The following is a 17,400-nucleotide window of genomic DNA, read 5'->3' as shown; positions in this document are numbered from 1 at the left end:
ATTGTGAAAAATATCACAATTCGTGAAGGCGGAAGCGAGCCGATTCCTTCGTCGGAATGTCTTGCCGGTCCGCAATTAAAGGAGCGTATTCCCTATGATTCAAAATCTGAAAAGTTTCGATCGGCGCGATTCGGCCCTGGTGCTCGCCCATATTTTGTTCGCTTTCTTCGCGCTGTTTCTCGGCGGCATTGCCGGCGTCATGCAAGGGCTTGTCCGCGGGGGAATGCTTGCGCTGCCGATGGGCATCGGCTATTACCAGCTGCTGACGGCGCACGGCGTCTTGATGGCGCTCATCTTCACCACCTACTTCATCATCGGATTTTTGTATGCGGGGGTTGCCCGTACGCTCGGAGGCCGTCTGCTGCCGATTGCCCGCAATCTCGGCTGGCTCGGCTTCGGCCTGATGACGCTCGGAACGGCGATCGCGACGGTTGAGATTTTGCTGAACCGGGCGACGGTGCTGTACACGTTCTATGCTCCGCTTAAAGCATCGCCTGCGTTTTACATCGCGCTAGTGTTCGTTGTCGTCGGGAGCTGGATGAGCGGCTTCGGCATCTTCATCAACTACCGCTATTGGAAAAAAACGCACCGCGGAGAGACGACCCCGATCTTTACGTTTATGGCCGTCGTGACGATGCTGATGTGGATTATCGCAACGCTGGGCGTCGCGATCGAGGTATTGTTCCAGCTTATCCCGTGGTCGCTCGGCTGGGTCGATACGGTCAACGTCGTGTTGAGCCGGACGCTGTTCTGGTATTTCGGCCATCCGCTTGTTTACTTCTGGCTATTGCCTGCTTATATGTGCTGGTATGTTGTTATTCCGAAGGTGATCGGCGGCAAAATGTTCAGCGATGCGCTTGCCCGCTTGTCGTTCATCATGTTCTTGCTCTTCTCGATTCCGGTCGGCTTCCACCATCAGCTCATGGAGCCGGGGATCTCGAACGTCTGGAAATTCGTGCAGGTCGTTCTGACGTTCATGGTCGTAATTCCGTCGCTGATGACGGCGTTCTCGCTGTTCGCTTCCTTCGAGATGCACGGCCGCTCCGTCGGCGCGAAAGGACTGTTCGGCTGGCTGAAGAAGCTGCCTTGGAAGGACGTCCGCTTCTTCGCTCCGTTCATGGGGATGCTGATCTTCATCCCGGCCGGAGCCGGGGGACTGATTAACGCCAGCCACGAGCTGAACGCCATCGTTCATAACACGCTGTGGGTAACCGGCCACTTCCATCTGACGGTGGCAACGAGCGTGGCGCTGACTTTCTTCGGCATTACCTACTGGCTGATTCCGGCGATGCTGGGGCGGGAAATGACTCCGCTCATGCACCGGATGGGGATTATCCAAACGATCGTGTGGATGGTCGGCATGTTCTTCATGTCGGGCTCGATGCATACGGTCGGTCTGCTCGGATCGCCGCGCCGGACCGCCTTTACCACGTATCAGGACAGCGCGGATGCGGTAGGCTGGATGCCGTATCATGTGGCGATGGCCATCGGCGGCACGATCTTGTTCATCGGCGTTGTCATGATGATCATTAACATCGTCATGCTGCTCAGCGCTCCGAAAGGGGAAACCGAGTTCCCGATCGCGGAAGCGAGCGAAGCGGCGGAAAAAGCGCCGGCCATCTTCGAGCGCTGGGGCGTATGGGTCGGTGTGCTGGTTGTCCTTATTCTTGTAGCTTACTCCGTACCGGTCATGGATATTATTTCGAATGCCAGCGTTGGCTCGAAAGGATTCAAGACCTGGTAATATTCGATACTCTATTCCTCCATTTTCTCTCTTTTGCCTCCGAACGGGCCATGGGCCGGCGGAGGCCCTTTTTTTGCGCAAAAAGCCCCGCGGTTAATCCGCGGGGGAGCTTGTTGAGAAAGTGGTGAATTGAGGTAATAGAGGTGTACGAGAGGGTGGGGTATCTACTTCCGATCGCTGTTGTCAGCGGGAAATTTTGATTGAAGCCGCTTAATAGCGGGTATTTCCCGCAGACAAAGGCGAACGCTATCGCTTCTCCAGTAGATACCCCACCTACGTATACATCTCTTTTTTCGTAAAACCCCACTTTCTCAACAGCCTGCCCCGCAGTTATCCGCGGGGCTCAGCTTATGGTTAACGTTTCGGGTAAAGCGGGTAATCGACGGTGGTAGGAACCTCGAGCAGCATGATCCGCAGCGTTTCGCCGTCCGCGGCTTGAAGCGAGACGTTCGTGTCCGCGGCTGCTCCGAGCAGCATGAAATCTTTGTGCCGGAACGGAGTGACCGCGTCTTCGGCCGAAGCGTTCGTCCAGGCTCCGTGTCCGCGGACGGCGAGCGCCGTTAACGTACGGCCTGCCGGAATGATGTGCCGGTAGACGGCACCGGGCTCCAGCGTCAAATCCCACATTTTGGCGTCTGCGACCAGCTCGACTGGCGATCCGTCGCCGATGACTGTTTTGCGTACGAACCCGTTTCCGACTTCCTCCGGAAACGCCTCATGGTCGAACTGACGATAAGTCGGCTTCCGTTTCAACGCTTCATTCAGCTCCGGCTCGAACCAGATTTGGAAGCCTTCCATATCCGGACCGATAAACCGCTCTTCGTGGGATACGCCCGATCCGGTCTGCATCACCTGCGCGCCTCCGGGGCCGACGACGCTTCGCGTGCCGAGCGAGTCGCCATGCTCCGCTTTGCCGGCAAGAACATACGTGATGATCTCGAACGCTTGATGAGGATGAGACCCGATATAGCCTTCCTCCGCGGCGAAAGCCCACGCCCAATAAAACAGCGGACCGACCCGCTTAACCACCGACCGTTCGCCGGGAAATCCGATCGGCTTCTGTTCCGTAATCCGGCCTCCGTCAAAGGCTCCGGTTCCTTGCATCGTGGGGGGATAGATCATGATTTGCATCAAAATAACCTCCTAAAGAAGCATAGTTTGGTTTTGGAAAAAATCTCAATATTAAGATATGAGCTGCGGGTCCGCCGGAGGCGACCCGCTATTTGAAGCTTTCCTGCGCCGCGACCCCGAGCTTCTTCAGCAGGCCGATCGCCTGGCGCTTCTCCTCGGCGGTCAAGCCGGCGACCGCGGCTTCGATCGCTTTGCGGTGCTGCGGGAACGCTTCGTCCAGAAATGCCGTGCCTTTCTCCGTAATTTCCGCGAAGCTGACCCGGCGGTCTTCCGGGCACGGCTTTCGTACAACAAGCCCTTTTTGCTCCAGCTTGTCTACGACATAGGTGATGTTGCCGCTGGTCATCAAAATTTTGCCGCCGATCTGCTGCAAAGGCTGGGAGCCCTTATGATACAGCAGCTCCAGCACCGCATATTCGGTCGGATTCAAGCCGTACCGGCGTATATCCCGGTGGGCGTGAGCCGTGACCCATTCGCACGCCCGGGAAAGCACAATGAACAAATGCAGCGATTCGTCCCGGTTGTTTTCTGTGTTCAACGTTCGCAACTCCTTTCGCTGCCGCACGATGAGTCTGCAATCAGTATTCCTCATTCCTAAGCGGCAATACATTCCTGAAGTAGATTAAATTTTAAAATTGGTTGTAGGTGACAAATTCCCCGGTCGGCTTGCGGTAGCCGCGCGGACGTTGTCCCGACACATCCTCTTTGCCGATCGTAATCAACATAGCGGGCACGTAACGGTCCGGAATGTTCAGGACTGCGCGCATCGCATCCGGATCGAAGCCGATCATCGGGCACGTATCCCAGCCGCGGTCTTTGGCGATCAGCATGAACAGCATGGCCGATAAGCTGGCGTTGCGGATCGCTTCTTCGCGCTTGAACGTTTCGCCCCGGTTTTCATAGAAAGCATTGATGTATTCGACCGTTTGGTCATATTCCTGCTTGCTCATCACGCCGAGATGGAGGAAGCCTTCGTTGATTTTCGCCGCGTCTTTGTACGCTTCCGTATCGCCCAGCACCAGAATGGCCGCGGAAGCCGTCAGCACTTTGTATTGCTTGCTCGCAGCTTCGTGCACTTTCGTTTTTAACTCCGGGTCTTTGACGACGACGTAATGCGCGTGCTGCAAGTTGAAAGCGGAAGGGGCGAATTTGACCAGCCCGAACATCTCTTCAAGCTCTTTGTCCGGAATGTCTGTATTCGGGATGAATTTGGTTGCCGATCTTCGCGATTTTAGCAGGGCTGTAAAGTCGTTCATAGGAGGACCTCCGTCGATAGTTACTGTTTTGTCTTAAATTTAAGATAATATTTTTTAAGATGATTGTCAAGTAAAAAGAGTGAAGGTGGTTAGGGCCTTGAGTTTGTTGAGAAAGTGTGAATGAGGAATAGAGTTTACGAGGGGGCGAGGTATCTACTTCCGGTCGCTGCGCCACCCCACAAAGTGAAGTTGAATCAGGGATGCTTAGTCCGAGTACTTTGCGGGGACCCCGGGTCCTCGGGAAACTTTGATTGGAAGCCGCTTATCAGCGGACATTTCCCACAGACAAAGGCGAACGCTATCGCTCCTCCAGTAGATACCCCGCCTCCGTATGTTTCTCTATTCTATTTAAAAACGACTTTATCAACACACTAAGCTAAGCCAGTAGGCTTTGCTTTTTTCCTTGGAGTTGGGCTGCTAGCCGGTCTGTGCTTGTCGGAGGTGGCCGACGTGCTTGCGTTTACGGGAACATCGGATATCGGGCTTGAGATCGCTCCTTGGCAGGATGCCGAAAATTAGTGGGCCGAGGGGACGGAAGGGACGGGCAGAAGGCCTTTCAGACTGCCGCTATAGTATGGACGGCTGCGGCCTGCGCGTCGGCGCACGAGCTCTTTGTAATAGCTTTTGATCGAATGGCTTCCCAGCAGGCCTTTGTTTTGGAAGCGGATCACGTAGCGGTACCGGACATGCCGGTATACGGTTTTGTCGAAGGAGGGCGGCAGCAGTGGCACGAGATCATACCGGTTGGCAATGTGGGTGCTGTGGTGAATTCGGCGGTTAAACCGACGGACAAAATCAGGGTTCCCGACCTTCGGGGCTCCGAACGTGTAGACTACGGGCTGTTTGAAGGGAGTGTGAAAGACGAGGTCGAGCGCGCAGAGCGTAACTAGCGAGCCGCCGATGCTGTGGCCGGCTAGATACAGTCTTTTATGAGGGGAAGCTTTGTTCAAATAGCTCATAATCGGCTTGCGGAGCGCGGATGCGTACAGCTCAGTAAAACCGCGATGCGTTAATCCTGCATTGCGGACAAAAGGGAACGGAATTTGATCGAACTGCAAATCCTTCTTCAAATCGGATGCAGCCGCCGTGCCCCGGAGCGCGATGACGATCGATTGTCTGGACTCGAGAATGAATCCGAGGTATGGAAACTTCTTTTTGTCCAGCACGGCGGCCAGCTTATATCCGGGGGGCAGCTCGAACTTTCCGTTATTGTTATACTGCCGGATGGCCTGATATACGATAGCGGCCAACTGGATAGCCCGGTTGGAAGCGATGGTCATACGACATACTCCTAACTTTGGAATCGGTCGTATAGTGTATTCCGGCGCCTCCGGCAGTGATACGAGGAAGCGCAGAGTGGGTCGTGGGCTAGTCCCGCTTCGGCTCCCCCAAGGGCGGCGCTTCCACCCGGTCTCCCCGGGTCTGCGGGTGCGAGACGACAAGAAACTCGACGTCCCCGGAGGAAACGTTCTTCATTTGATGCGGGACACCCGGCGGCACCTCACAGCCTTCCTGCGGACCGAGGGTATGGAGCTCGCCGTCCACCTCCAGCTCGGCCGTTCCCGTCAGCACGAAAACAATTGGCGCGCCTGCTTATGGTAATGCCGGACCTCGGCTGTATGCGGGGGCATCCGCTCGTGAATAACGCTCAGTTCGGGCTGCCGAACAAGATGCCAGCCGTCGCACTGGTCGCCCCAATTATAATGCGGTGCATTCGCTTTGCTGATTTTCATGGTTACGGTTCCTCTCCCTCGACTTAAGTTGTCTCGCTTTTCTCCTCCGCCTCATCCAGCCAGCGCTGGCGGTAGCAGTTCATGCCGGCCTGCCCCAGCTCCTCAAGCAGGCCGTAGTTGGCCCATGCCCCGACGACGGCGCCGATTCCCGGGACAAGCTGCAGCATTTTGCGGAAATCGATCGTATCGCGGTATTCCTGCTGCAGCTGCCTCCAATCGATGTGCTGAGCGTACGAGTCCTCGGGAGGCAGCGTTTTGACGGTTTGCGGCCAATTCACGACGGCTCGGTACAGCTCGGGCTTTTTGTTCTGGCTGGAGAAAGCCACCTGAAATACATGCAAAATGTACAAACGTTCGCGATAATCGAGCGTGGAATGCCCATAAATGTGGGCGAGCTCGAACAAGAACTTCATCTTGATGCCGATCAGGATCGGAAAATCGGCGAGCCCGAGAAAAATTCCTCCGGCCCCCGTACCCGCGCCTTCCGCCGCTGCCAGTTTTTTGTAAAAGCCGATCAGTTCCTCGGCTTTGTGGTCGCGCGACGCCAAGGTCATGCCTTGGAGCGGTTCGCTTTTCGGAATATAGTCCAGACTGAACAGCGCTGTCTGAACAATGCCTTTGACCGCTGCGGTAATGGCGGTATGCACTTTCTCGGGTATGGCTTGATTGATTCGCGTTTGCAGCGCTCTGGACGTTTTTTCGAGCATGCCGGGCGGCTTGAGCAGCTCCTTCTCCCACCCGATCAGCTGCTTCCGGATCTGCTGCTCGTATACCGTAAATGAATGATTCATAGAACTACCCGCCTGATGTTTGGAATGGTTCGGCTTGACTGCGCCGGGTTCGGATATGTCGTGTGCGAAGCGTCTGTGCGTCGCGTAATATCCAATATTATACTTGATACGTGCCGGCATCGAAAAGATTTCAATCCGTCGAAATGTAAAACGATGACAAAAGGTGTCGCAATAATGTGGTATAGTAGGGAAAAAAGGAGAGGAGGCTTCCTATGGAATGCCGCTGTGGCTGGTGTAACGAAGATCCTTTATATATCGACTATCACGATAAGGAATGGGGAGTTCCCGTTCATGACGACCGGAAGCTGTTCGAGATGCTGATCCTGGAAGGGGCGCAGGCAGGGCTGAGCTGGTATACGGTACTCAAAAAAAGAGACCGGTACCGCGAGGCGTTCGACGGTTTCGATCCCAAGGCAGTAGCCGCTTACGACGATGCTAAATTGGACGAGCTGCTTGGCGATCCGGGCCTGATCCGCAACCGGCTCAAAATGCGTGCCGCCGTGACGAACGCGAAGGCTTTTCTCGCGGTGCAGGAAGAATTCGGCAGCTTCGACCGCTACATTTGGCAGTTCGTCGGCGGGGATACGATTCGCAACCGCTGGCAGAGCCTGAAGGACGTGCCGGCCATCACACCGGAATCGGATGCGATGAGCAAGGCGCTGAAGAAGCGCGGCTTCACCTTTGTCGGCTCGACGATCTGCTATGCGTTTATGCAGGCGACCGGCATGGTGATGGACCATACGGTCGATTGCTTCCGGTTTGCGGAGCTTTCCGGAGCCCGGGCGGATTAATCCGCCCAGCAGCCCCGCCGGAATACCGGCTCCACTGTCCCGTCCGGCAGCTCTCCGTCGATATCGAGCTCGTCCGACCCGATCATAAAGTCGACGTGTACCAAACTGTGGTTGGCTCCGTGCTGCGCCAACTGCTCCCGGGTCATGGCGGTGCCGCCTTCCAGACATAGCGGATACGCGTTGCCTAACGCCAGATGGCAGGAGGCGTTCTCGTCAAGCCCCGTATTGTAGAACAGCACGTTCATCTCGGCAATCGGCGAATTTTGCGGCACGAGCGCCACTTCGCCGAGCCGGGCCGCGCCCTCGTCGGTTGCGATGAGCCGCTGCAGCGCCTCTTGTCCTTGCTCCGCCGTACACTTCGTGACCTTCCCGTTCTCGAACGTCAAGCTGAAGCCGTCGATCAGCGCTCCGTTCCAGTTCAGCGGCATCGAGCTACGCACGGTTCCGTTGACACCGTCGGCGCGCGGAAGCGTGAACATTTCCTCTGTTGGAATATTCGGCACGAAAAATACGCCTTTGGCGTTATGCATACCGCCTGCGACCCACTGGTGCGCCGGGGGCAGCTCCACATTCAGTTCCGTCCCCGGCGCAAGATAGATCAGCCGGGCGTACCTCTTCGCATTCATTCGCTCCACCTTCGAGCGAAGCTCCGCCAGATGCTCCTGCCAAGCTTCCACAGGCTGGTCCCGGTCGGCTCTTGCCGCTTGCACGATTCGTTCCCACAGCGCACGAACCGCCTCTTCTTCGTTTGCCTCCGGGAACACTTTGGCCGCCCAAGCGGCCGAGGGGACGGATACGATCGTCCAACTGATTCGGCCGGCCTGCATCATGCGGCGGTATTCCAGCATGGCGGTGCCGTACGCTTTGCTCGCCGCGGCGATCCGCTCGGGCTTCGCCTGTTTGAGCAGATCGGGCGTGGGGGAGTAGACCTGCAGGAACGCCGCTCCTTCTTCCGCTAATTGACGGAAGCCGTCGGCTTTCCATTGCGGATATTCATGGAACGCTTCGTCGGGGGCCTGCTCGTACTTCAGCCGTTTCAGCTCATCGTCGTCCCATTCGACATAGACGTGCTTCGCTCCGGCCTCGTACGCTTTGCGGGCGACGATGCGGACGAAATCCGCAGCCGATACGGGCGAGGTTACCATAAGCGTCTGCCCCTGCTGCACGTTGATTCCCACCTTTACGGCGAGCTCCGCGTAATGTTCGATATACGTTTCTAATCGGCTCACGGTCTGCACTTCCTTTCGGGATATTCGCAAGTTCGTTCTTTTATTATGACGCCCTGCATGGCAAAATTCAAACGGCCCAAACTGCGTCCCGGACAACGATAGCCTATCCATATCCGCTGCGCCAAGAATATACTGACAAAAAGATCGCGGGGTGGCTGCTCCATGAAAGAGCATGATGTCGTCTTCGTGACGCCGGGTTCGTTCGTCATTCCTTCGGGCAACAGCAGCTCCGTCGAATTGGTCGTGGAACAAATCGTCCGCCGCTTGCAGAAGCACGTTCGACTGGCGGTGATCGGGCGGCGGGGTCGGACGCTTCGCCGGACCGAAATTCGCGAAGGTGTCCTCTACGAGCGCGTGCCCGCCGCTTCGCCCCGCCGCTATGTGGAGGGTGTCAGCCGCAAGCTGAGAAAGCTGCGGCCGAGGGTCATTCAGGTGGAGAACCGCCCGCGCTTCGCCCGGTTTCTCAAGCGAAGGCATCCGGGAGCACAGGTGTGGCTGTCGCTGCATTCCGTTACGTTCGTCTCCAAGCCACATATCCGGCGGCCCGAGCTGCGGCGTTGTCTCGCTGCGGTGGACCGGATCGTGGTGAACAGCCACTATCTGAAGGACGAAATGGTGCGCAGAGACCCGCGTGTCCAAGCCAAAATTATCGTGAATCATCTCGGGGTCGATCCGGACCGTTTTATTTCCCGATGGTCTCCGGAAGGGGCAGTCAAGCGGGAGGCGCTGCTCCACAGACTCGGCCTGCAGGGCCGAAAAATCATTCTGTACGTCGGCCGCCTGATTCCGACCAAGGGTGTGCACCATTTGCTGGCGGCGATGCCCGAAATTGTGGGCAAGGTGCCGGAAGCGCTGCTGCTTGTGGTGGGGGGAGCCTTTTACGGTTCGAGACGGCTTACCTCCTACGTGAGGCGGCTTCAGAGGACGAGTGCGCCGTTGAGCAACCATGTACGCTTCGTTCCGTATGTTCCACACGGCGAAGTGGACGATTGGTTTCGCTTGGCCGATGTCCTCGTCGTTCCGTCCGTCCGCCGCGAGGCGTTCGGTCTCGTCAACGTGGAAGCGATGGCCGCGGGCGTCCCGGTTGTCGCCACCCGTGCCGGAGGAATGCCGGAAATTGTGGAGGAGGGCGTCACCGGACTGACCGTAGAGCCGGACGTCCTGGAGAGCGGCCTTGCGCCGGCGGTCATTTCCCTGCTGCAAAACGAGGGCAAAGCCTGCCGCATGGGGGAACAAAGCGTGGAGCGGGTACAGCGGCTATTTACATGGGAGCGAATGGCGGAGCGGTGGCTGACGTTTTACGACGGGCGGTGAACGAGACCGCCTGTTTTTTGCGTGTTGCGGTTTGATGGAAAAACGGCGCGGCTTTCTTGTGCGAATGCCCATTTTTAACCGGGCGAATGACCTCCTTCTAGGTAAATGCATATGTTACAAGTGTCTAAATGCAATCATTTCCAGCATGGCCAACTAGGCACTACACCATATGGGAGGACCTAGCATGAAACGAGAAAACCGCCGGGGTTCCGGTACGCGACGTCCGGTGCGCAGCAAGCGCATGGACTCGTACGTTAACGAGCTTAAGTGGCTGGACGACAAGCCGCGAATTTTGAGGCCGCAAGCCGACTTTGATGAGGATATCAGCATCGGTCAATTAGACTTTGAGGAAGGAGAAGAAGAAGAACAGGATGCTGCCGAATCGCAGGCGGTTCCGGACACTCCCCGGGCAGTTGAAGAGCCGGTCACCCGGGTAGTTGAAAAGCCGGCCACTCGGGTAGTTGAAGAGCCGGTTACCCGTACAGTTGAGGAGCCAGTCACCCGGGTAGTTGAAAAACCGGTCACCCGTGCAGTTGAAGGGCCGGTCATCCGGTCCGTTGAAGAGGCGGTCAGACCGCGATTTATACAGGGAGCCACCGTGTATACGGACGATTTGGCCGAAGAGTCGGTCACGACGGAGAAAATCGCGCGTTATGCCGTCGACGGTACCCGGATCAAACGGAATAGCGTCGGTCGGGACAATCTGACCGACTATGCGGTCGATAGCACCAAGCTGGCGGACCGGAGCGTCACGACACAAAAGCTCGGTTTGCAGTCGGTAACGGCGGAGCATCTTGCCAAAGCTTCGGTCTCGACGGATAAAATTCAAGACCGGGCGATCAGCGGAGAGAAGCTTCAGGACAACAGCATCACTTCGGAGAAGCTGGCGGATAAGACGATCGACGGGATGAAAATTGCCGAAAAATCGATTTATACGAAGCATTTTGCCGACGAGGCGATTACCGGCGAGCTGATTCAGCATCAGTCGATCACGTCGGATAAAATCCGAAGCGGTGCCATTCATTCGATTCATTTGGCTAACGGCGTAGTCAATTCGTCGAAGCTGCTGGAAGGCGCGGTGACGACGGAAAAGCTGCGCGATTTTTCAGTGACCTCCGCGAAGCTGGCCGATGGAGACATCGGCGCCGAGAAGCTGGCTCCCCAGTCGGTTACGGAGGAGAAGCTGGCGCCATGGAGTGTAGCTTCCGAGCATTTGAAGCTGAATTCGGTGCTGAACGATCATTTGACGGCGGGGCTGATCCGGGGCGTTAACATTTCGCCGAAGCAGATCGACGCGAGCCATCTGACGGAAGATGCGGTGCAGAACGTTCATCTGAAGGACGGAGCCGTGACTTCCGGCAAATTGTCCAAGGAAGCGGTACATGGGCTGCATGTGCAGGAAAGGGCGATTGAAAGCCGGCATTTGCAGCAAGGAGCGGTGGAAGGCCGTCATTTGGCCGCTCACGCGGTGACAGCGGATAAATTGGCGCTTTATAGCGTCGGCACGCAGCAACTGGCGGATTCTACCGTCACCTCCGAGAAATTGGGCGAGCAAGCCGTTACCTCGCGGAAGCTGGCGAAAAAATCGGTATCCGGCGAGCATTTGACGGAAGACGCCGTCAATTCGATGCATCTGGCTGACAAAGCCGTGCAGACCGTGCACATTGCCTCGTCGGCTGTCGGTAGCGATCATTTGCAGGAGCGCTCGATCGCGACGGAGAAGCTGCAGGACCGGGCTGTCACCTCCGATAAGCTGGCCGGTGGGGCGGTGCAGGCCCAGCATTTGCATGAAGGGGCGGTACAAACCACGCATCTGGCGAAACACAGTGTCACCACCTCCAAGCTGTCCGGTGAATCGGTATCGACCGACAAGCTGACCAATTTGGCCGTGACGACGGCGAAGCTGGCTTCCGCAAGCGTAACATCGGAGAAGCTGGGCAAGGAATCGGTGCAGGCGGAGCATGTGGCCTTGGGTGCGATTCAACATGCGCATCTCGGAAAAGCATCCGTGAAGACGCACCAGCTCGCTACCGGTGCCGTTACCCGCGATAAGCTGGAAGACGGCGCGGTAACGTCGGAGAAACTGGCGGAAAACGCGGTAACGGCGCTGCACCTGACCGAAGGCTCGGTACGCGGTTCTCATTTGATAGAGGGAGCGGTCGACGGAAGCCGTTTGGCCGCGGGCGTAGTGACGGCGAAGCACTTGGTGTCCGGTGCGGTGACAGCGCCGCATCTAGCGGAACGGGCGGTGCGAGGCCAGCATCTGGCGGAAGGCGTGGTGAGCAGCAGCCATCTGGCGGAAGGGGCAGTCATGGCGGTGCATCTGACGCCCGGTGCGGTCGGTGCGGAGAATCTGAGGACCGGAGCCGTAGGCGAAGCGCAGCTGCAGGCGAAGGCCGTCACGACGGAAAAGCTGGCGGAAGGCGCAGTCACGGCGCTGCATCTGGCGGAAGGCTCGGTACGCGGGCTGCATTTGGCGGAAAGCGTGGTTGACGGCAGCCGCTTGGCGGCAGGGTCCGTGACGACTGCGCATCTGACGCCGAATGCGGTCGGTGCGCAGCATTTGATGGCGGAAGCTGTAGGCGAAGACCAACTGCAGGCGCATTCGGTAACGTCGGAGAAGCTGGCGGAAGGTGCAGTCATGGAGCAGCATCTGATGGAAGGCTCGGTGCGCGGTCCGCATATGGTGGATGGCGCGGTGAGCGGTAGACATATAGCGGCGGCCGCGGTGACGTCGGAGAAGCTTGCGGAAGGAGCGGTGACGGCGCTGCACCTTGCGGATGGATCGGTACGAGGCCGTCACCTGGCGGAAGGCACGGTTGACGGCAGCCGCTTGGCGGAGGAGTCCGTGACGGCGCTGCACCTGGCGGCAGGTGCTGTCGGTGCGGTGCAGCTTGCGGCGGAAGCCGTAGGGGAAGTACACCTGCAGGCGCAGTCGGTGACGTCGGAAAAGCTGGCGCTGCGTTCGGTGGCGGGGATTCATCTGAAGCCGGGCGCCGTCGGCTTGGAGCAGTTGGCGGCGGAAGCTGTTGGCGAAACGCAGCTGAAGGCGCAGGCGGTGACGTCGGAGAAGCTGGCGGAAGGCGCCGTGACGGCGGATCATCTCGCAAAAAACGCAGTCGACGGCAGCCGCTTGGCGGAGGGCGCCGTGACGATGGCGCATCTAACGCCGGGCGCGGTGGGCGCGGAGCAGCTTGCGGCGAAAGCGGTAGGCGAAGCGCAGCTGCAGGAGCAGGCGGTGACATCGGGAAAGCTGGCAGCGGAGTCCGTGACGGCGCAGCATCTGGCGCCGGGCGCCGTAGGCACGGAGCAGCTTGCGGCGGAAGCCGTAGGCGAACCGCAGCTGCAGGCGCAGTCGGTGACGTCGGGAAAGCTGGCGGAAAACGCGGTGACAACGAGGCACCTCGCAGAGGGAGCGGTCGACGGCAGCCGTCTGGCGGAGGAGTCCGTGACAATGGCGCATCTAACGCCGGGCGCGGTGGGCGCGGAGCAGTTGGCGGCGGAGGCCGTAGGCTCAGCGCAATTGCAGACGGAGGCCGTAACGTCACAAAAGCTGGCGGAAGGCGCGGTGAAGGCGAGGCACCTCGCAGAGGGAGCCGTAGGCGCAAGTAGCTTGGCGGAGGAAGCCGTAACGATGGCGCATCTGGCGCCGGGCGCGGTAGGCGCGGAGCAGCTGGCGACGGAGTCCGTAGGCGAAGCGCAATTGCAGGCGGAGGCTGTGACGTCGGAGAAGCTGGCGGGAGGTGCGGTGACGGCGAGGCACCTTGTGGAGGCGGCGGTTCGCGGCTGGCATCTGGCTGAAGGCGCAGTCACGGCGCTGCACCTTGAAGAAAGGACTGTGCACGGCCGGCATTTGGCGGAAGGCGCGGTTACAAGGGAGCACCTCGCAGAGGGCGTGGTTGACGGCAGCCGCTTGGCGGAGGGCGCCGTGACGACGGCGCATCTGGCGCCCGGCACAGTGGGCGTGGAGCAACTGGCGGAGGAGGCCGTAGGCCCGGCACAACTGCAGGCGGAGGCTGTGACGTCGGAGAAGCTGGCGGAAGGCGTAGTGACGGCGCTGCACCTCGCGGAAGGCGCCGTACATGGACGGCATTTGGCGGAAGGTGCGGTCACGACGTTGAACCTTGCCGAAGGGGCCGTGGACGGCAGCCGCTTGGCCGAAAGCGCAGTGACGCCTCTGCACCTTGCGGAAGAGTCGGTGCGAAGCCGGCATCTTGCAGGAGGCGCGGTGATGGCCCTACACATTGCGGAAGGGGCCATACGCAGCCGGCATTTGGCCGAAGGCATGATTGGTCCGGAGCAGTTGGCGGCGGAGTCCGTAGGCGAAGCGCAATTGCAGGCGGAGTCCGTAACGTCGGAGAAGCTGGCGGAAGGCGCGGTGACGGATCTGCATATCGCAGAAGGGGCGGTCCACGGCCGGCATCTGGCGCCCGGCGCGGTGGGCGCGGAGCAGCTGGCGGCGGAAGCCGTAGGCGAAGCGCAATTGCAGGCGGAGTCCGTGACGTCGGAGAAGCTGGCGGAAGGCGCGGTAACGGATCGGCATCTCGCAGAAGGAGCGGTCCACAGCCGGCATCTGGCTCCCGGCGCGGTGGGCGCGGAGCAGCTGGCGGCAGAGTCCGTAGGCGAAACGCACTTGCAGGCGCAAGCGGTGACGTCGGAGAAGCTGGCGGAAGGCGCGGTGACGGAGCTGCACTTGGCCGAAGGGACGGTACACGGCCGGCATCTGGCGTCCGGCGCGGTGGGCGTGGAGCAGCTAGCGGCGGAGGCCGTAGGTACAGTGCAATTGCAGGCAGGGTCCGTGACGTCGGAGCAGCTGGCGGCGGAAGCTGTTGGCGAGACGCAATTGCAGGCGGAGGCCGTAACGTCGGAGAAGCTGGCGGAAGGCGCGGTGACGGAGCTGCACTTGGCCGAAGGAGCGGTTCACCGCGGGCATCTGGCCGAAGGCGCGGTGGGCGCAGAACAGCTGGCGGCGGAGGCCGTAGGCGAAGCGCAATTGCAGGCGGAGGCCGTAACGTCGGAGAAGCTGGCGGAAGGCGCGGTGACGGAGCAGCACTTGGCTGACGGCGCGGTACACGGCCGGCATTTGGCCGAAGGCGCGGTGGGCGCAGAGCAGCTGGCGGCGGAGGCCGTAGGCGAAGTGCAATTGCAGGCGGAGGCCGTAACGTCGGAGAAGCTGGCGGAAGGCGCGGTGACGGAGCAGCACTTGGCTGACGGCGCGGTACACGGCCGGCATTTGGCCGAAGGCGCGGTGGGCGCAGAGCAGCTAGCGGCAGAGGCCGTAGGCGAAGCGCAATTGCAGGCGGGGGCGGTGACGTCGGAGAAGCTGGCGGAAGGCGCGGTGACGGAGCAGCACTTGGCTGAAGGAGCTGTACACGGCCGGCATCTGGCATCCGGCGCGGTGGACGCGGAGCAGCTGGCGGCGGAGGCCGTGGGTGAAGCACAGCTGCGGGCGGAGTCCGTGACGTCGGAGAAGCTGGCGGAAGGCGCGGTGACGGAGCAGCACTTAGCCGAAGGAGCTGTACACGGCCGGCATCTGGCCGAAGGCGCAGTAGGCGTGGAACAGTTGGCGGCAGAAGCCGTAGGCGAAGCGCAATTGCAGGCGGAGTCCGTGACGTCGGAGAAGCTAGCGGAAGGCGCGGTGACAGAGCAGCACCTGTCCGACGGCGCGGTACACGGCCGGCATCTGGCGGAAGGCGCGGTGACGGATAAGTACCTAGCCGACGGAGCGGTTCACAGCCGGCATTTGGCCGAAGGCGCGGTGGGCGCGGAGCAGCTAGCGGCTGAATCCGTAGGCGAAGCGCAGCTGCAGGCGCAAGCGGTGACGTCGGAGAAGCTGGCGGAAGGAGCGGTGACGCCCCTGCACCTTGCGGAGGAGTCGGTGCGAAGCCGACATCTTGCAACTGATGCGGTGATGTCCCTGCACCTTGCGGAAGGGGCTGTACGCAGCCGGCATTTGGCCGAAGGCGCAGTAGGCGCAGAGCAGCTAGCGGAGGAATCCGTGGGCGAAGCGCAATTGCAGGCGGGGGCTGTGACGTCGGAGAAGCTGGCGGAAGGCGCGGTGACGGAGCAGCATCTGACCGAAGGAGCAGTTCAAAGCCGGCATCTGGCGTCCGGCGCTGTGGGCGCAGAGCAGCTAGCGGAAGAATCCGTGGGCGAAGCGCAATTGCAGGCGGGGGCTGTGACGTCGGAGAAACTGGCAGAAGGCGCGGTGACGGAGCAGCATCTGGCTGACGGCGCGGTACACAGCCGGCATCTGTCCGAAGGAGCTGTGGGCGCAGAGCAGCTAGCGGAGGAATCCGTAGGCGAAGCGCAATTGCAGGCGGGGGCTGTGACGGCGGAGAAGCTGGCGGAAGGCGCGGTGACGGAGCAGCACCTGGCTGACGGCGCGGTACACAGCCGGCATCTGTCCGAAGGAGCTGTGGGCGCAGAGCAGCTAGCGGAGGAATCCGTGGGCGAAGCGCACTTGCAAGCGCAAGCGGTGACGTCGGAGAAGCTGGCGGAAGGCTCGGTGACGGAGCGGCATCTGTCCGAAGGAGCTGTGGGCGCAGAGCAGCTAGCGGAGGAATCCGTAGGCGAAGCGCAATTGCAGGCGGGGGCAGTGACGGCGGAGAAGCTGGCGGAAGGCTCGGTGACGGCGGATCATTTGTGCGTCGAGTCGGTCGACGGGCTGCATATCAAGCAGGAGACGATCTCAGGCTACCATCTGGTGCCAGGCACGATTTCCTTCATTCATTTGGAACCGTCGCTGCAGGCACTGCTGAACAGGCGGCCGGCTGAGGAAGCGCGGGACGATGCCGCCCACACGGCCGACGATCCGGATCGATTCGATCCAAGCGACGAAACGGAAGACGACGGCATCCAGAGCGAAATCGAGACACCGGAAGCGGATGAGGCGGCAATTGTCATGGAATCGGAGGAAGGATTGGTTGCCGAGCTTGAGCCGGAGCTGGCGGAGGCCCATATTCGTGCGCTGGATCTCTTATGGGACGCCGTATCTGCGCAAGTATCGGAAGCCGACGCTACAGCGGGCAGCCAGCTGCAGCCGGAAAGCATCAAGTCGGAGCATTTGGCGGCCGGAGCGGTCACTCCGGAGCATTTGTCCTTCCAGCCGGTGCAGGCGGTTGGGGTCCGGACGACGGTGCAGCAGTTCGGGATTAGCCCGTTCCTGCTAAGTCTCGAAGACGAATTGACGGAAGTGGTGCTGATATTTGAGCGGCCTTTCGCAGACAACAACTATGTACTGGTAGCTTCCACAGATCAGACGAACACGTACGCGGTCGTTCAACAGAAGGAGCCCGACGGCGCTATTTTGGAAGTGGTCCGTTCCAAATTTTCGCCGGAGCTGCAAGGAGTGGTCAACTGGATTGCAATCGGCGCGGCGAACGAGTAATTGAAACGGCCATGTTTTCCT

General features: G+C 59.8%; 10 protein-coding genes and 1 pseudogene. 4 read left to right on the top strand and 7 right to left on the bottom strand.

Going from position 1 to position 17,400, the window contains the following annotated elements:
- Nucleotides 1-94: 94 nt before the first annotated feature.
- Nucleotides 95-1,744, top strand: a complete 1,650-nt coding sequence (locus QMG93_RS25085; protein ID WP_281941363.1) for a b(o/a)3-type cytochrome-c oxidase subunit 1 — start codon at nt 95-97, stop codon at nt 1,742-1,744.
- Nucleotides 1,745-2,098: 354 nt separating this feature from the next.
- Here QMG93_RS25085 and QMG93_RS25080 read toward each other — a convergent pair whose 3' ends face one another.
- The 6 genes and pseudogenes from QMG93_RS25080 to QMG93_RS25055 form a co-directional block, all read right to left on the bottom strand.
- Nucleotides 2,099-2,875: a pirin family protein gene (locus tag QMG93_RS25080; RefSeq protein WP_281941362.1), complete on the bottom strand. Its 777-nt coding sequence runs from the start codon at nt 2,873-2,875 to the stop codon at nt 2,099-2,101.
- A gap of 88 nt (nt 2,876-2,963) precedes the next feature.
- The gene (locus QMG93_RS25075) at nt 2,964-3,413 is read right to left on the bottom strand and encodes a MarR family winged helix-turn-helix transcriptional regulator (protein ID WP_281941359.1); all 450 of its coding nucleotides are present in this window, start codon (nt 3,411-3,413) and stop codon (nt 2,964-2,966) included.
- Nucleotides 3,414-3,504: 91 nt separating this feature from the next.
- A complete protein-coding gene (locus tag QMG93_RS25070) occupies nt 3,505-4,131 on the bottom strand; it encodes a nitroreductase family protein (protein ID WP_281941357.1) in 627 nt (208 codons plus the stop codon).
- Nucleotides 4,132-4,646: 515 nt separating this feature from the next.
- Nucleotides 4,647-5,411, bottom strand: coding sequence for a lipase family protein (locus QMG93_RS25065; protein ID WP_281941356.1), 765 nt, complete (start codon nt 5,409-5,411; stop codon nt 4,647-4,649).
- Nucleotides 5,412-5,499: 88 nt separating this feature from the next.
- Nucleotides 5,500-5,864 (bottom strand): annotated as a pseudogene (locus QMG93_RS25060) (cupin domain-containing protein).
- Between the two features lie 23 nt (nt 5,865-5,887).
- Nucleotides 5,888-6,655: an EcsC family protein gene (locus QMG93_RS25055; protein ID WP_281941354.1), complete on the bottom strand. Its 768-nt coding sequence runs from the start codon at nt 6,653-6,655 to the stop codon at nt 5,888-5,890.
- 212 nt (nt 6,656-6,867) lie between these two features.
- On the opposite strand from QMG93_RS25055, the gene QMG93_RS25050 reads away from it, so the two are divergent.
- Entirely contained in the window at nt 6,868-7,446 is a 579-nt protein-coding gene (locus QMG93_RS25050; RefSeq protein WP_281941352.1) for a DNA-3-methyladenine glycosylase I, read from the top strand.
- Here QMG93_RS25050 and QMG93_RS25045 read toward each other — a convergent pair.
- Nucleotides 7,443-8,675: an aminopeptidase gene (locus QMG93_RS25045; protein ID WP_281941350.1), complete on the bottom strand. Its 1,233-nt coding sequence runs from the start codon at nt 8,673-8,675 to the stop codon at nt 7,443-7,445. The two genes, QMG93_RS25050 and QMG93_RS25045, sit on opposite strands and share 4 nt — an antisense overlap.
- Nucleotides 8,676-8,837: 162 nt before the next feature.
- Between QMG93_RS25045 and QMG93_RS25040 the strand changes: the two genes are divergently transcribed.
- Both QMG93_RS25040 and QMG93_RS25035 read left to right on the top strand, forming a co-directional pair.
- Nucleotides 8,838-9,989: a glycosyltransferase family 4 protein gene (locus tag QMG93_RS25040; protein WP_281941348.1), complete on the top strand. Its 1,152-nt coding sequence runs from the start codon at nt 8,838-8,840 to the stop codon at nt 9,987-9,989.
- 184 nt (nt 9,990-10,173) lie between these two features.
- Nucleotides 10,174-17,379, top strand: a complete 7,206-nt coding sequence (locus QMG93_RS25035; RefSeq protein ID WP_281941347.1) for a WIAG-tail domain — start codon at nt 10,174-10,176, stop codon at nt 17,377-17,379.
- Nucleotides 17,380-17,400 lie beyond the last annotated feature (21 nt).

The sequence above is a fragment of the Paenibacillus tyrphae genome (assembly GCF_027925525.1).
Classification (GTDB): Bacteria; Bacillota; Bacilli; order Paenibacillales; family NBRC-103111; genus Paenibacillus_G; species Paenibacillus_G tyrfis_B.
The sequence above is the reverse complement of the archived record's forward strand: the minus strand, read 5'-3'. Positions and strand labels throughout refer to the sequence as shown.

Excerpts from the sequence above, each read along its gene's own strand:
- QMG93_RS25080 (WP_281941362.1), bottom strand. The coding sequence starts at position 2,875 with ATGCAAATCATGATCTATCCCCCCACGATGCAAGGAACCGGAGCCTTT.
- QMG93_RS25055 (WP_281941354.1), bottom strand. The coding sequence starts at position 6,655 with ATGAATCATTCATTTACGGTATACGAGCAGCAGATCCGGAAGCAGCTG.
- QMG93_RS25070 (WP_281941357.1), bottom strand. The coding sequence starts at position 4,131 with ATGAACGACTTTACAGCCCTGCTAAAATCGCGAAGATCGGCAACCAAA.
- QMG93_RS25085 (WP_281941363.1), top strand. The coding sequence starts at position 95 with ATGATTCAAAATCTGAAAAGTTTCGATCGGCGCGATTCGGCCCTGGTG.
- QMG93_RS25040 (WP_281941348.1), top strand. The coding sequence starts at position 8,838 with ATGAAAGAGCATGATGTCGTCTTCGTGACGCCGGGTTCGTTCGTCATT.
- QMG93_RS25050 (WP_281941352.1), top strand. The coding sequence starts at position 6,868 with ATGGAATGCCGCTGTGGCTGGTGTAACGAAGATCCTTTATATATCGAC.
- QMG93_RS25035 (WP_281941347.1), top strand. The coding sequence starts at position 10,174 with ATGAAACGAGAAAACCGCCGGGGTTCCGGTACGCGACGTCCGGTGCGC.
- QMG93_RS25065 (WP_281941356.1), bottom strand. The coding sequence starts at position 5,411 with ATGACCATCGCTTCCAACCGGGCTATCCAGTTGGCCGCTATCGTATAT.